Source organism: Neobacillus sp. PS3-12 (assembly GCF_030915385.1).
GTDB lineage: Bacteria > Bacillota > Bacilli > Bacillales > Cytobacillaceae > JAEVLT01.
Map to the genome: position 1 here is coordinate 55,034 of NZ_CP133268.1, position 14,751 is coordinate 69,784.

The 14,751-nt window shown below is 37.1% G+C and carries 11 protein-coding genes and 1 pseudogene; 3 read left to right on the top strand and 9 right to left on the bottom strand.

Going from position 1 to position 14,751, the window contains the following annotated elements:
* Positions 1-118: 118 nt before the first annotated feature.
* The 6 genes from RCG17_RS00360 to RCG17_RS00385 all read right to left on the bottom strand — a co-directional run bounded on the left by RCG17_RS00360 (position 119) and on the right by RCG17_RS00385 (position 7,181).
* Positions 119-1,180 carry an NAD(P)H-dependent flavin oxidoreductase gene (locus RCG17_RS00360; RefSeq protein ID WP_308175730.1) on the bottom strand — a complete coding sequence of 354 codons (1,062 nt, stop codon included), beginning with the start codon at positions 1,178-1,180 and terminating at the stop codon, positions 119-121.
* A 209-nt stretch (positions 1,181-1,389) separates the two neighbouring features.
* Positions 1,390-2,280, bottom strand: a complete 891-nt coding sequence (gene chrA, locus RCG17_RS00365; protein WP_308173339.1) for a chromate efflux transporter — start codon at positions 2,278-2,280, stop codon at positions 1,390-1,392.
* Between the two features lie 511 nt (positions 2,281-2,791).
* On the bottom strand, positions 2,792-3,583 hold the full coding sequence (locus tag RCG17_RS00370; RefSeq protein ID WP_308173340.1) for an LssY C-terminal domain-containing protein: 792 nt from the start codon (positions 3,581-3,583) through the stop codon (positions 2,792-2,794).
* A 361-nt stretch (positions 3,584-3,944) separates the two neighbouring features.
* Positions 3,945-4,952, bottom strand: coding sequence for a DUF3231 family protein (locus RCG17_RS00375; protein WP_308173341.1), 1,008 nt, complete (start codon positions 4,950-4,952; stop codon positions 3,945-3,947).
* A 206-nt stretch (positions 4,953-5,158) separates the two neighbouring features.
* Positions 5,159-6,163 (bottom strand): ABC transporter substrate-binding protein, encoded by a 1,005-nt coding sequence (locus RCG17_RS00380; protein WP_308173342.1) that lies wholly within the window; start codon positions 6,161-6,163, stop codon positions 5,159-5,161.
* A 124-nt stretch (positions 6,164-6,287) separates the two neighbouring features.
* Positions 6,288-7,181 (bottom strand): TauD/TfdA dioxygenase family protein, encoded by an 894-nt coding sequence (locus RCG17_RS00385; protein WP_308173343.1) that lies wholly within the window; start codon positions 7,179-7,181, stop codon positions 6,288-6,290.
* A 423-nt stretch (positions 7,182-7,604) separates the two neighbouring features.
* Here RCG17_RS00385 and RCG17_RS00390 point away from each other — a divergent pair, with 423 nt between their 5' ends.
* A complete protein-coding gene (locus tag RCG17_RS00390; RefSeq protein ID WP_308173344.1) occupies positions 7,605-8,363 on the top strand; it encodes an ABC transporter ATP-binding protein in 759 nt (252 codons plus the stop codon).
* A 24-nt stretch (positions 8,364-8,387) separates the two neighbouring features.
* Positions 8,388-9,212, top strand: coding sequence for an ABC transporter permease (locus tag RCG17_RS00395; protein WP_374120883.1), 825 nt, complete (start codon positions 8,388-8,390; stop codon positions 9,210-9,212).
* 48 nt (positions 9,213-9,260) lie between these two features.
* Here RCG17_RS00395 and RCG17_RS00400 read toward each other — a convergent pair whose 3' ends face one another.
* Complete coding sequence (locus RCG17_RS00400) at positions 9,261-9,728, bottom strand: DUF8821 family protein (protein ID WP_308173346.1); 468 nt, start codon at positions 9,726-9,728, stop codon at positions 9,261-9,263.
* A 22-nt stretch (positions 9,729-9,750) separates the two neighbouring features.
* Complete coding sequence (locus tag RCG17_RS00405) at positions 9,751-10,233, bottom strand: GyrI-like domain-containing protein (RefSeq protein ID WP_308173347.1); 483 nt, start codon at positions 10,231-10,233, stop codon at positions 9,751-9,753.
* A gap of 110 nt (positions 10,234-10,343) precedes the next feature.
* Here RCG17_RS00405 and RCG17_RS00410 point away from each other — a divergent pair, with 110 nt between their 5' ends.
* Positions 10,344-11,294, top strand: coding sequence for a helix-turn-helix transcriptional regulator (locus tag RCG17_RS00410; RefSeq protein ID WP_308173348.1), 951 nt, complete (start codon positions 10,344-10,346; stop codon positions 11,292-11,294).
* Positions 11,295-11,447: 153 nt separating this feature from the next.
* On the opposite strand, the pseudogene RCG17_RS00415 reads toward RCG17_RS00410, so the two are convergent.
* A pseudogene (locus RCG17_RS00415) lies at positions 11,448-14,617 on the bottom strand (ATP-binding cassette domain-containing protein).
* Positions 14,618-14,751: the final 134 nt, after the last annotated feature.

Here is a 14,751-nt window from a genome sequence, read left to right on the forward strand (position 1 = left end):
CCATAAATATATATCGATATAACAAAATTTTTATTCTATCTATATATATGAAGGTGACATTAAAAGGATTGGACAAGTTAATCTTTATTTTTCGGCTTCCATTCATTTTTCGTTCAACTTATTCTGCCTCTGAGATCACACTTTTGATGAGCGATTCAACGGTTTGACTTTTGGCTAGTCTTGGGCTTTGACCTGACCAGAGCGACATAAAAGCTGGATTGTTTTGTGAAGCAGATGTTTTTCTAATATCCTGAGTGAGTGTGTTTTGAATAGGATATTCTGGTAAGGACGGTTCGTAATCGTTCATTTTTAAAATAAATTCATTTTTAATACCTCTTGCCCATTTTCCGGAAAAGGATCGAGTTAAAACAGTGTCGTTTTCATTAGCATGCAGGATTGCTTCTTTATATACAGGATGTGCACCGCTTTCCACGCATGTCAGGAAAGCTGTACCCATTTGTACACCTTTTGCTCCCAAACAAATCGAGGCCCGTAACCCTCTTCCATCCATTATTCCTCCAGCTGCAATGACTGGAATGCTCACAACATCAACAACTTGCGGAATTAGAGACATCAGACCAATTAAACTTTCCTGTTCCCCATTGATAAAGCTCCCCCGATGTCCACCAGCTTCACTGCCTTGGGCAACGACAAGATCCATGCCTGCTTTTTCGTATTCCACTGCTTCCCTAACAGTTGTTGCCGTTCCGATAAGAATGATGTTTGATTGTTTTAATTCAGCAATCACTTGCTTAGAAGGAATGCCAAAGGTAAAAGAACAAATAGGTACCTTTTCTTCGATTAAAATCTGGACTTGTTCTATAAAATTATTCAAAACATTAGTAACGGCTGGTATGTCTATGAATTCTTTTGGCTGTAGATTCAGTTGTTTACGAATCTGGTTTAATTTCTGTTGTGCGGATATCAGTTCATTCTCTGTTACCTGAAATTCGTTAGGTACAAAAAGATTGATGCCAAAAGGTTTTGATGTTAATTGCTTAATCTCTCTAATTTGTTCTCGGATTTGCAATGGGGTCATATAGCCTGCCCCAATCATTCCCAGCCCACTGGAATTTGAAACCGCAGCTACTAATTTTGAAGTTGTGATCCCTCCAGCCATTGGGGCTTGTATAATCGGATACTCAATGTTCAAAAGTTTTGTGAGTACATTTTCTGCCATCATTTACACCTCGTTCATACTGCTTGATCAAACTCTTTTTGTTAAATAATATTCATCTAACTTCTTTCTCTGTCTGATCTATAATTCCTTCATTTATTTTTTAAGGAAGTCTTGCAAACTATTATTTCTTGATTGCGATAATTCGGATTCGTTTATAATCCGCTTTCCATATACCATTTTCTTAGGGAAGCCCTAAGGCAACGAAACCTCTATGCAAGTGCGGAAATGATAATGCCACCGAGCGCAGAAACAAAACCAAGGTAGGAAGAAAAGGTAAATAAAGGACCAGGTACTGCTTGTGCAGCTCCATAACCCGCTAGAAACTGTGCATTTGTCATCCATCCTGTTGGTACCACGTCCTGTTGCAATAACGGAAGTACAACGTGACCGCCGCCAAAAACCAATGCTCCCGCACGATAGAAGCTATCAAACATGGCAAGTCCTTGATTATGAATGCCAAGCCTTAAGAGAGGTAATACAAAGAGAACGGCAAAGAACAACGTGAGAAAAACAATGCCTGTTTTTCGGCTGATTTTCAATTTCATTTGTTGGGTCTCTTGCATCGTATCGTTTTTGAAGAATCTCCATCCAATGAGTCCTGATACGATAATGATGAGCACTTGCACCATTGATGTGGGAACCAGCATGGTGACAACAGCAGAAAGTACGGCGATTGTACCTCTCGTTTTCCCTGTTGCAAGCTTACTAGCCATGCCCCAGACCGCTTGTGCCACAACCGCTATAGCGACAATCATTAGACCTTGTAACCAACCTGCATGCTGGATGTTTAGTCCCTTAAGCACCCAGGCAAAAAACATGAGTGCGATGGCAGAAGGCAATGAAAATCCAAGCCAAGCCATTAGCCCTCCGATTAATCCAGCCCGTTGTATGCCAATGGCAATCCCAACTTGACTGCTTGCTGGCCCAGGGAGGAACTGACAAAGTGCGACTAAATCAGCATAATTTTTTTCATCCAGCCACTTACGCCGTTTCACATACTCCTCATGAAAGTATCCTAAGTGCGCAATTGGCCTCCAAACGATGTAAGTCCTAAACGCAGCGAAACCTTTAAAACCTCCAGTATGCGACTCAATCGGCATCTCCTCCTAATCTTTGAATCTGATCAATGACGACTGCACCAGTTTCCGATAAAACCAGAATATAGGTGCTTTAAAAACTCGTGGATCAACTTTTTTCTCATCGTTTTATCCCCTGTAGGCCCTCTCCTAACATTCGCAACAAAGTGTAGGGCTGCTTTATTCAATTAATACATTACTATTTCCTTATAAGATAATCTAAGATTTTCATATATTCAACTAATCTATTGTAAAATTATTGTAAATAAAAATGATTAATATCCCATCCAATTCTCCAACAAAGGAATCTAGTTTTATAAAAACCATAAAATAATTAGAAAAAAGAAGTTAAAACTAGAAGAATCTTTGAAAGATTAAATACAAATAGGACAAGATTACTTTATAAGCCTGCCGTTCATATTACGCCTGATAGTCTTGAAATGGCGTCCAATCATAAAAAAAAACGCAGAATTTTCCCCAGCGTTTTTTTACCCACTACTCTGGCTTAAACTGCCATTTAACTGATTAACCCTAATCACAGTAAATTAAGGATTGGGGAAAGTATTTGGAACACTTCATGTTTTAAAGATAATGCCATTGACTGAGTAGAAAAATCATTTTTATTCAAAGGCTTTCCCGATATAATTGCAATATTCCCGTCCGTGAAATACCAATCTCCGCCGCCATTGAATCCAAAAAGGTTAGGCTGATCAAACGATACAACAAGTGTAGACTTCATAAATGGTTTTAGATCTTGTACAACTTTATTTCTTTCATTATCCACAAAAGGTGAAATATGATGTGTGGGCAGATGCGTACTCCCACTAAGTTCAATCCCTTGATCATAGGTAGCAGAACCCAGCCACACCTCTTCACCATGGATTGTTGTATCTGTTTTCCAAAGTCTGATGTGATCCCTATTTTGTACGGTTTTGGTTGGTTTTTCAAAAGCTAAATCTTGCTTTCGGCCAAATAGATATAGGTTACTTACAGGAGCTTTGGGATAAGGTAAATTACTTAAAGAATCTACTGCTATTTTTATACTCGTTTTATCAGTTATTGGATCGGGGATTTTCCACCCTGACTCTGTAAAATATCTGTTAATTGTCTCCTCAGGCCCTAAAATAAGGATATTAATTGGATCACCGGGGATTCCAGATTTTGTTTTAGTCTTTAAAGGATAGTCCATTTTTGATAATATTGTACTCTTCTCAAACGGATAAATCTGTATAAACAGAATAACTCCAGCACAGAAAACTAAGATGATTGCCACAGTTAAAGAAATCCGCCTGAGATATTTACGAAACCCCTTATTTGATCGTGTCATTTTAAGTTGTTCTCCTTTAACTAGGGTTTCTAAGCTCTGTTTGTTAGCGAAAAAAGACGGCCTAAATTAACATTTATCAATCAATATTTCTTTTTTGACATATTTCTTAAAAGACGGTTTAAAAAGTAACCTACAAAACCCACTAAAACAAGAATTATTAATGGAACTAAGATATTGGAAATCATTCAAACACCTCTATATCCAAATTTAACCACATACATAGTATTCTATAATTGTTGTCATTAGTCCTCTTAGGTCGTTACTTTAATAAAAAAAACGATTCTTCGCTATTGAAGAATCGCCTTCTTAATTTTATTGATGCTATTCACAAACTATGTAATATTTTATTTATAATCTCTACCTAGACTTTTCTATTGACTGCTTGCGGAGGCTGTTCAAACCAGTTTTCTTTTATCGCTAAAAGTAAGCCTTGTCCATAATACTTCTTCATATCGTCAGCTATTTGGTCTAATTTTGAAACAATATCTGTTCTTAAACTGGAAGTCATAGCCTGACTTATCATGGCAAAACAGAATATTCCCAGACAAGTATTCACAAAAAACAACATTAACTTATCTGAAAACGGAGACATCTCTACATCGGAAATTTTATAGTCCCCTGACGCTGATATCGGAATATTTTCCTTATCAAGAACCCCTTGAAGTGAATCTAATACTTTTTCGATTCCATCTCTACCCTTACTAAAATGTTGTTTTAACTCTTTTGTCTTCGCTAATTTACTAAAAGTGACAAACACCATTTTTGAAAACTGTGCTCTATGAACAATTCTAGTTAGATTAGCAATTTCAGCAGTATTTAGAGGTCTTGACCCACCAAAAAAACCACTGAGATATGTCATGGAATCAGCAAATTCCACCTCACTATCTATTGCTACGTGTGGAGGTTTCAAATATACTCCTTGTGATAACATTAGGTCTACAATTTCATTCTGGATTTTCACAGAAAATGCAATGTTTTTTTGAAAATGATCCCGCACATCGTTTCTGGCGCAATCTGATAATGCAGTTGGATATGTACTCATCGATAGGTGCGTTAGGTCAAAACAAAAATACAAAATAAATGTATCAGAAAATACTTTGAGGGCGTCAACCCTTACGTCTTCATTGGTAAAACCAAGAGGAAGAGTAAGATTCTCTTTGATAAGAATCTCTTTGAGTTCATTTAAATTATCTTGAGATTGATTTAACATCTTTTCTATCACTTGTTTTATTTCGTTATTTTCTGTGCTTGCATAAAAATATTCAAGAAGTCTTAGGTCCATACTGCTCTTTAAATAGGAAGACCAAAGGTTAGATACTTCGCTTGCGGCTAATTCTACAAAAGACATATTGTTTTTTGCAGGACTCATTTTATCCACTCCTTTCTAATTAGTTTCTCCAATCCTCTACATAATATAAGTAGTTACAATGGCAAAAGCAACGTGCATTCTCATTGCCCTTTCAGAACAGTAAACTATAGTTATTCCCATTTACTATTGTTAAGAAACTTGCAAAATACCGTCAAAAGTGAAAGGAGCAATGATGCTTTGCATTGCTCCTTTCATTATTATTGTTTTTATTTTTTTAATGTGGCATCAATGAATTCATTGTGGATTTGTTCTTTAAAATTAAATGTTTTCTTGATGTAACCTACACTCGCTAACGTGTCAATTGAATCTTGTTGAGCCTTAATGGAATCTTCTGTAAATAATAAATTTGGCTTATCTGCTGTAATTATTTTCTTAATGATATTCGGTGAAAGTTTTGTTTTATTCGAATATATTTTAGAGGCTTCTTCTGGGTTATTGATTTGCCAATCTGCTGCTTTTTTGTAAACCTTTAAAAAAGCTTTAACAAGTTCAGGATGATCTTTGGCAAACCCTGTTCTTGCTATAATAGCTCCAGGAGCTAATATTTTCTTATTCACTTCAAGCGCAATTGCATTTCCATTTTCAACATTATTAAGATAATAGGGGTTCCAAACGACCCATGCATCTAATTTTTTTGATTGAAATGCAGATTGCCCATCATCTGGTTGTAAATTAATTAATTTAACATCACCCGTTGTTAAAGCATGCGCTTTCAATGCCTTAATTAAATACACTTGGGCAGTTGTACCCAATGCAACACCAACAGTTTTACCCTTTAAATCAGTAATACTCTTTATGTCCCCATTTTTTTGAACTAAAATTCGAACATTTGATTCCCCTGAACTTGTTTGTCCGATCACTTCAAACGGTAAACTTTTATCGATCCCTGCAATAAGCGCACCATCACCTAAAAACGATAAGTCAACCCGATTAGAGGCCAGTGATTCTAGCAGCGGCGGACCACTAGAGAATTCACTCCATTGAACTTTTGCATTCAATCCCTTAAACTCTTGATCAAACCAGCCCTTCTCCCTGGCTATAACTAAAGGCCCCATCTTCCCGTTTAAAGCGATATTAACAGTAGTCGGGCTGCCTGTATTTTTACTTGTCTCATTTGTTTTCCCTGCAGCTGAACTGCACGCTGTTAATAATGCTGTAGTTAGAACAGCCAAAAATAATCCAAATGCATACTTACGATACCCTTTTCCCATGAGATCCTCCTTTGATTTTCCCTTCTACTATCAACGTGTTGTAATAACTATGATAAAAAGAGGTTCTACAAGGAATGATTCTCCTTATAGAACCGCTAATTGTAGAATTGCACTCTCTTTACAATTATTTCTTATCAATTAGTCTGCTCGCTTCATTATTTTGACTAACAGGTACATTTTTTCCGACTGTTACTCGCCGAACCACTCGGTGATGATTTCCATAGTCAGCCACCGCATAATGTTGTGTTGCTAGATTATCCCAGATGGCGACGTCACCTTCATTCCATTTCCAACGGACTGTATTTTCTAAGCGAGTAACGTAAGAATCAAATATACTTAGCAATCTTTCAGATTCACTTGTTGTGTATCCTTCTATCTTTCCTGCAAATCCTCCTAATAACAGATGCTTTTTCCCTGTTTCGGCGTGAACATGAACAACTGGATGCCTTGTTTTATAGATCGTTGATTCAAAGACAGCTCGATAGTTCTTTCTGACCTCATCATCTGCTAGGTCACTTCGTTTATATTGAGCATAATCAAATTCATTGGAATGAATCGCCCATAACTGGTTTGCTAATTCTTTCAATGCTGCGGGAAGATCTTCATACGCCGTGTTTGTATTTGCCCAAACTGTATCGCCGCCAACCTCTGGAATGGTTACTCCTCTTAATATGGAGTATTTAGGAACTTCAGGAACAAAGGTTACATCCGTATGCCAATGATTGGCCTTTGCGCCTAGCTGAGAATCTAACTCAAAAATAAAGTTGGTGTCACTTTTAACTGGTACTGTTGGGTGTGCGTAAGGTTCGCCTAATAATTTTGCAAATGCTTCTTGAGTTGAGTCATTTAAATGAATTTGATCTCTTAAAAATATTACTTTATGCTCATGTAAGGCCTGTTTAATTTCATTTAATACACCTGGATCCAGATCACTGCTTAATTGAATACCTTGTATTTCTGCACCAATCCTTCCTGCTAATTGCACCACTTTTAATTGTTTTGCTTGATTTGTAGCCATTGAGATATTCCTCCTAATTTTATGTTTTTACAACGTCTTCTTATGAATTTATATCCCATTTAGCACATCCAATTAGTCAGATTAATAATAAAAAATAAAAAAGAGATTTAACAAAGGGAGAGCGTTGGCTTCTCTTTGTTAAATCTCTAGTTGTCTAGTCGATTTTTATCATTTCTAATTAAATTGGGATAAATTGTTAAGCAGGTCGTTGTATGAATGAATCTTAACAATAATGCAAATAGTCTGTCAACCTTTTTTTATTATTCCTATTGTTTTAGTTGGGTATTGAATTTCAAAATAATACATGATAAGTTATTATCAAATGATTTAACCGAATCGACTAGCCTTCTAGAGATTCAGTGAAATGACCTAAAATGGCATTTCGCTGAATCTCTTTTTTATTTTTAGAAAGGATGATGATGAATGTTAAAGATTCAACAGGTAAGTAAAACATTTAGGAATGATGATGAAAGTGTCCATGTTTTAGATAATCTGGATCTCTCCGTAAAAACTGGCGAGTTTTTGTCTATTATTGGTCCCAGTGGTTGCGGAAAAAGTACTTTATTAAAGTTGATTGCAGGGCTGGATTTAGAGTTTGCTGGCGACATTACTGTAGGTGATAAGTTGATTAATGGAGCTTCTAAAGACCGCGGCTTCATTTTCCAGGAGCATCGCTTGTTTCCTTGGCTTAACGTTGAGAAAAATATTTCAGGCAACCTTTCATTAAAAGATCCCGATATAAGAAAAAGAGTGGATCATTTAATCTCTCTTGTTAAACTTAAGGGATTTGAAAAATCGTATCCACGACAGCTATCCGGTGGAATGTCACAACGGGTGGCAATCGCTAGAGCTTTACTGCGCAATCCTGAAATTTTATTATTAGATGAACCATTCGGAGCCCTAGATGCTTTCACTCGCACCCATCTTCAAGAAGCTTTACTAGAAATTTGGGAGCAAAATCAGACAACAATGGTGCTTGTTACCCATGATATCGATGAAGCGATTTTTTTATCATCTAGAGTTGTGGTAATGGATTCAAATCCAGGACGTATTAAAGCGATCGTTCCTATTGATTTACCAAATCCAAGAACAAGAACGGGCAAAGCTTTCCAAGAATTTAGAACTATCATATTGAATCACCTCGACCATAAAGTCGATGACATAGAAGATTGGATTATTTAATAAACCACAGAAAGGATGACATACATGTCAATTCATTCAGTTACTCAGAACAATGCAATTACTTTAACGAAAAAAGAATCAAAATTAACAACAAGGAATGTTGTGGTTCGCGGATGGTTCCTCCCTGTTTTGGTACTCATTTTATGGCAAATTTTAGGTTCAGTTGGGATTTTGCCAGCTCAATTATTTTCATCACCCTTGTTAATTGTTATACGTTCCAATGAACTTATTCAGTCAGGGGAACTAGCAAAACATTTGCAAATAAGTTTAACCCGAGCATTTCTTGGCTTTACTATAGGGGGGGGGTTCGGACTATTAATCGGGGTTATAGTTGGTATGAAAAAAAGAGCAGAAGAGTATTTAAACCCCAGTATCCAAATGTTACGCACAGTTCCTTTACTTGTGATTACACCGCTTTTTATTATGTGGTTCGGGTTTGGTGAATTATCAAAAGTGCTCTTGATTGCTTTAGGGGCCTTCTTCCCTCTTTATTTACAAACTTTTTTGGGCATTCGTAATGTCGATAAAAAACTTTACGAGGTTGCACAAATTTTAGAGTACAACCGTCTAGAACAAATCACCAAACTCATGATTCCTGCTTCTTTACCAAACATATTACTTGGTATACGCTTATCCTTAAGCGCAGCTTGGATGTGCTTAGTGGTCGCTGAATTGTTAGGTGCAGATAAAGGGATCGGCTTCATGATCCAGGATGCTCGATCATTTATGCAAACAGACACCGTCTTTGTAGGTATTATCATCTTCGCTCTTGCTGGTAAAATATCCGACTCTATAGTCCGTTTCTTAGAAAATCGTTTACTTAAATGGCAAGATAGCTTCAAAGCTTAATATGAAATTGGCGCAATCATCTTTTGATCATTGCGCCTTTTGCTTACTTTAATATTCGCCTTTAATGACAAAATATGAGCCACGAATTGTTCCAGCTAGTTTAGATTTTTGCCTAGCAAACTTAAACTTCCCTTCTAACTCCTTTGGTACCTCCATCCCATCAGAAAGCTTTAAACCAACGGCCCGCTTCGGCTTAGGGTCATCAACCGTATACATGACGTTGACCTCAAGACCATCTTCATAAAAGACGTAGGCCATTTTAATATTTTCTACTTGAAAACGCGACGTTTCTAAAGGTTTGGCCGCAAACTCGATATCACGTTCTTCTTTCAAAATTCGGTTCACATAATCAAGGGTCTCCTGGCTCTCACTGGCTGGTACAACCGTAAATTCATGCTTGTATTTATTCATAAAATAACGGGCTTCATTCGCACGTAAACCTGCAAGCGCATCTACTACAGGTGAAGACTCTAAGCCAACTGTAGACACATTTTTAAAATCAACGATATAGGACATTTCCCACACTCCTTCTCTCTCTTTATTTCCTCACTACAGGAATCCACATTTCACCATATACTAAGCCGTTTCCCTGTCCCATCTCAACAACTGTATTTGGCCCGCCAACATAGGCAAAATCCTTTGCTTCTGGCAAAACTTGTCCAAAGGCAATGCCAGCAAGCATATTATTCAATTCGTCAACCGTCTTCTCTTCTCCTTTAACAACTAAATATTCCCCCTTAGGAAACTGGATCACCCTGGCTTCTTCTGGTGCCGCCGATGCCTCTGCCATAACGCCGGCATAATGCATCATCTTGTTATTCACAGCTTCGTTCACGGCAAAAATGTAGTCATTTACAGCTAAGGATTTTAATGTGTCAAGCCTGCCATCTTGGCTAGCTGCCTGCCAAAAATCTGCCTTCTCTTTATTTAAACCAGCAAAGTCTGTGTAATGGCTCTTAAGCTCCGTTCCCAAACCAATCACGGTAAAGCTATCTTTTTCTTCTAGTGTATAATCTGCCATATTCAAAACCATCCTCTTCTTTATATTAATCAAATGACTTGTTTTCTTCACTTGATGGGTCTATCATATCCTTTAATCATGTCAAAAAATGATACTGTTTAGGAGTCCATATGAAAAAAGTTGAACGGATTAATATCATCATGCGGTATATTAACAACCGCACCCAGTTTACCATTTCTGAAATCATGCAGGAATTTAACATTTCTCGTTCGACAGCGATCAGAGATATTAGGGAAATTGAGGCCATGGGGATGCCGCTTGTCGCTGAAACTGGAAGGGATGGGGGTTATTTTGTCATGCACAACTCTGTCCTGCCCGCTGTTCGCTTTACCGATAATGAGGTCAAAGCTCTATTTATTGCCTTTATGGCGACAAGAAATCAACAGCTCCCCTATCTAAAGAGCCGTCAGTCTTTAGCTGAAAAATTACTAAGCCTCATCTCCGAAAACCAGCAGGAGGATCTAGTGCTTTTAAATCAAATTTTGCTTTTTGAAGGGACCAACCCCCATAATCCGGACCTGCTTGAGCTTTCAGACCTCCCCCATCCTATGTTAGAAAAACTCATCCAAATTCTACTTTTGGATAGCTATTTATTAATTTCAATCAATGAAAAGACTTATCCTATTTATCTCTTACACCTTTATCAGGAAAAAGGACTTTGGCTGATTGAAGGCTTTGACTTAAAGGAAGAAAAAAAGCAGATTTTTGCTGTCGATCAACTTACAAGTGTTGAACCCTTCCAGACGAAAGAAAGATTAAGTAAGAAAAAGATTTACGAAAAACTAAGCAAGCAGGAAGAAGTTTTCAACTTGATCCTTGAACTTGGTCCAAAAGCGATCTCCCAGTTCAAAAAATACCATCCTTTAAAAGTTTCAATTTCCTATACGAATCCTTACCAAACCACTGCCATTCTAAAGACTTTTATCAATGTAAATAAGCCTGAAGAATTGACCGAAATAACAAATTGGCTCTTGTTTTTAGGTGAGGATATCAAGGTCAGAGAAGTACCAGAAAAATTCTTAGGAGGTTTACAAGGGAGATTAAACTTATACTGCCTCTAAGCATGGACCATTTGCCTGCAATTCTTCAATACACTGCATATTTTGGGTAGCGCCAGCAGTCTGACACTACCCCTATACGACATATTTTGTACATATCAAGAGCTTGTTATAACAACAATGAGCATGTCAATCTTTTGGAGTAAATATTCTCATTCAATTATTGTGCTCAAGGTATTGATGTACTGCCATCAAATCTCGTTTATTCAACTCACGAATACGATTGAAAATTGGAATATCTGCAATAGCCTCAAAATTTAAGCTTTCAGCAACAACATTTCTTACTTTACCTGTTAGCCAAGTTTGCACATCTATACCATCAACGACTTCCTTCCGTCCTTCATCATTGATGCCACTAGCAAAACAACTGACACATGGTACCGATAATTTATACACGCCGTCATGAAGATTATCTTCTGAAATGACTTTCTTTCCTTTACAGAATGGACATGGATGACTAGCTTTAATCTTATTAATTTGGGTAACAATTTTTTTGTAACCAAATGCTTCATAGACATAGATTAGTTTTTTGTACTTTCCATTGGTGAAATACTTATCAATAATGGCTTCTCTGGTTTCGTCAATATTGGGAAAATCACAGATTGTGATCCGATTTTTGCTGCTTATTGCTTCGAGATTGCCTTTAATTTTGTCCCAGAATGGTAAAACATTTTGTAATACCATTTCATATCCGATAAAACTTGCTAATTCCAATTCAAACATTTTCAACCTGACTTGTGTTTCCCTAGGCAGCAGTGAGACATCTTCTGTCAAAGTCAGATCGCCGCCAACAATTGATTTTAGTTTTTCCAGTTCTGGTAACGTCCCAACTGTTTTGATCACTTCATCAATTGGCTGTTGAATAATCTCACGAATATCAATATCGCCAAATCTAAGTTTTTTATGGTGATTGAGCACAGTTCCATGACAAATTGGACAGGTAATCATTTCTCTTGATTCTTTCATTTGCTCTTTAATCACTGATTTCGAGATCACCATATACATCCCAATGATCTTATTAAAGCCCTCCCATGTCCTCCGCGTCTTGCCTGCTTTATCATAGAATGACTTTTCCCAATACCCGTATAAAAAGGTATGCTTTTCTTCTTCTGTCATCTCATTAAAGCTTTTACTAATATCCTGACCTAGTTCATTCTTAATTTCATCAAATAGGAATTGCAATTTCGGATATTGATAATGTTTTAATACCTTCATCACGTCTGCATGTAGTAAGCCATCCCAGAATGGTGCGTTTTTGTCTTGAATGACAAGATCCAAATCAAATTTTCCTGCCACCCGGCGGCCCGAGCAGTATGGGCAATGATTTTCTTGATTATAAAAATCAAAGCTTCTTGTATCTTTATTGGTTGGATGTGCAGCGACAATATGGTTGATTAAACCACCTATCTCAAAGAGAAAGCTATATTGACTATACAAATGCCTCTCAAGATCAATCGCAATTACAGGTGCGATGTTATCAGAATCGAATTCCCCATAAATCAGACGAGCCATTGATGATAAGCTTTTTAAGATACCGCCCTTATAAACGTGTTCTGCATTTTTAAAATACTCAATATGATTTTCTTTTAAGTAGTGAATTCCCCTCTGATCTTTGAGCGTTGAAGAAATATGTATGGGGGCAACACGATCTTCATTCCTTTTTTTACGGAAATAATCATCATGACTGACAACATCAAGATGTTTGACAGATTCATGCTGCCTTTTACCAAAATCAATGATAAAATCAGAGCTTTCCATCATATAGGCGTTATGTTCAATCATCATAATACTGACAGATTCATCTTGAAGAATGTTCCTGACACTATAAATGAATTGGTTTAAAATATTTTGTGATAAACCTTTTGAAGGCTCGTCAAAAATAAACAACGTATACGGGTTTCTTGAGTTAGAAAACAACTCAGAAACTAAGTGAACACATTGAAATTCACCTGTCGACAAGGATTGTGTTTTTCTTTCCAATGTCAAATAACCAAGTCCCAGTTTGATCAGTAAGCTCAAGCGCTTATAAGCGATGTCTTCATTTGGAAGATCCTCAATGATATCTTCAATCGAGCGCTCAAATATATCATCAATTTCGTCACTGTATTTGGTGAGTTTCTTTTTAATATCAAGAAACGTCGCTACTGTTGAACGGCTAGTAATCGATTGGTTTCGGTCCTGTCCGACCATGACCAGTTTATCTTTTGGATATCGCTTCTGAAAATCCTTGGCGATACACTCATTGACAAGTGTCGATTTACCGCAGCCTGATTCACCCGTAACGGTGACAAGCCTATTTTTAGGGATCTGAATTTCATCCATTTGAATATTACGAAAGTGAAGATCCTGAAATTGATAGTATTCAGTAGGCATGGCCTGATTGCCTTCCCAAAAGATTGGCTTTGGACGCGGTGATTCATCGACAATCTTTCCGCCATATTTCCCACTGCCAGGGCCAAAGAACACTGGCTTATCAGCTGTATTTAGCACCGTGTCAGCATGATCAATCAGCCAAATTTGATTCTTATAGCCTAAGCTTTTAATCTGTTCTAAAATTTTCAATAGCGTTTGGTGATCAAGACCCACGGAGATCTCATCAATAATAATCACGGTATTTTCACTTGCTGCCATGAATTCTGCCAAGTAAAGTCTTGTTAATTCCCCGCCTGACAATGTACCCATAATCCGATTTAAGGTTAAGTACCCTATATTCATATTGATTATATTTTTAAGAATATGTTGCTTCGGCTCACTAATATGTAATTCTTCTGATAAAGAAAGGATCGATTCAATGCTTAATTCATTGATATCGGAAATACTATGTGGTTTTTCAAATAGTTCAATTTGTTTCTGCTCAACTTCCGAATTATAGCGTCGGCCCCCACACTTTGGGCACTCGACATTTTTGGTAGTCCCGCGTCCTTTACAAGTCGGACACCAGCCTAATTCATTATTAAAGGAAAAAACTTCTGGAGAAAGATGAAATTTTTCAGCAATCCTCACACGAATCTCTGTAAAACACCGGTATGGGTGCCAATGGTCGAACGCGGATTGGAAGAAATCGATGATTTTCCGAGAAAAAGAACTAAAGGCATTTCTTCCATTTTGATGGCACTGAAATTGGTTTCCATTATTGCTGGAAATAAATATTGATATTCAGCCTTTGGCAATAAGGAAACAAGACGCTTCTTGGATTCTTCACCAATTGTTTGACAAAATGTGGTTTTACCAGATCCGGACAAGCCAGCAATCCCTAACGATTGATCTTCAGGCAAGACGACATCTAAACGGTCAATATTGTTGGCAATTAATTGATTTATTTTCATCGGAATTCCACTCCAATCTCTACAACAAGTATTGCCATGTTAGCACAACTTCAAATGAAATTGTTGTATTTTTTTCAAATTGACAATCTTTCGATCTACAACTAGCCTTGCATGCAGTATAGTGTAATTAATAA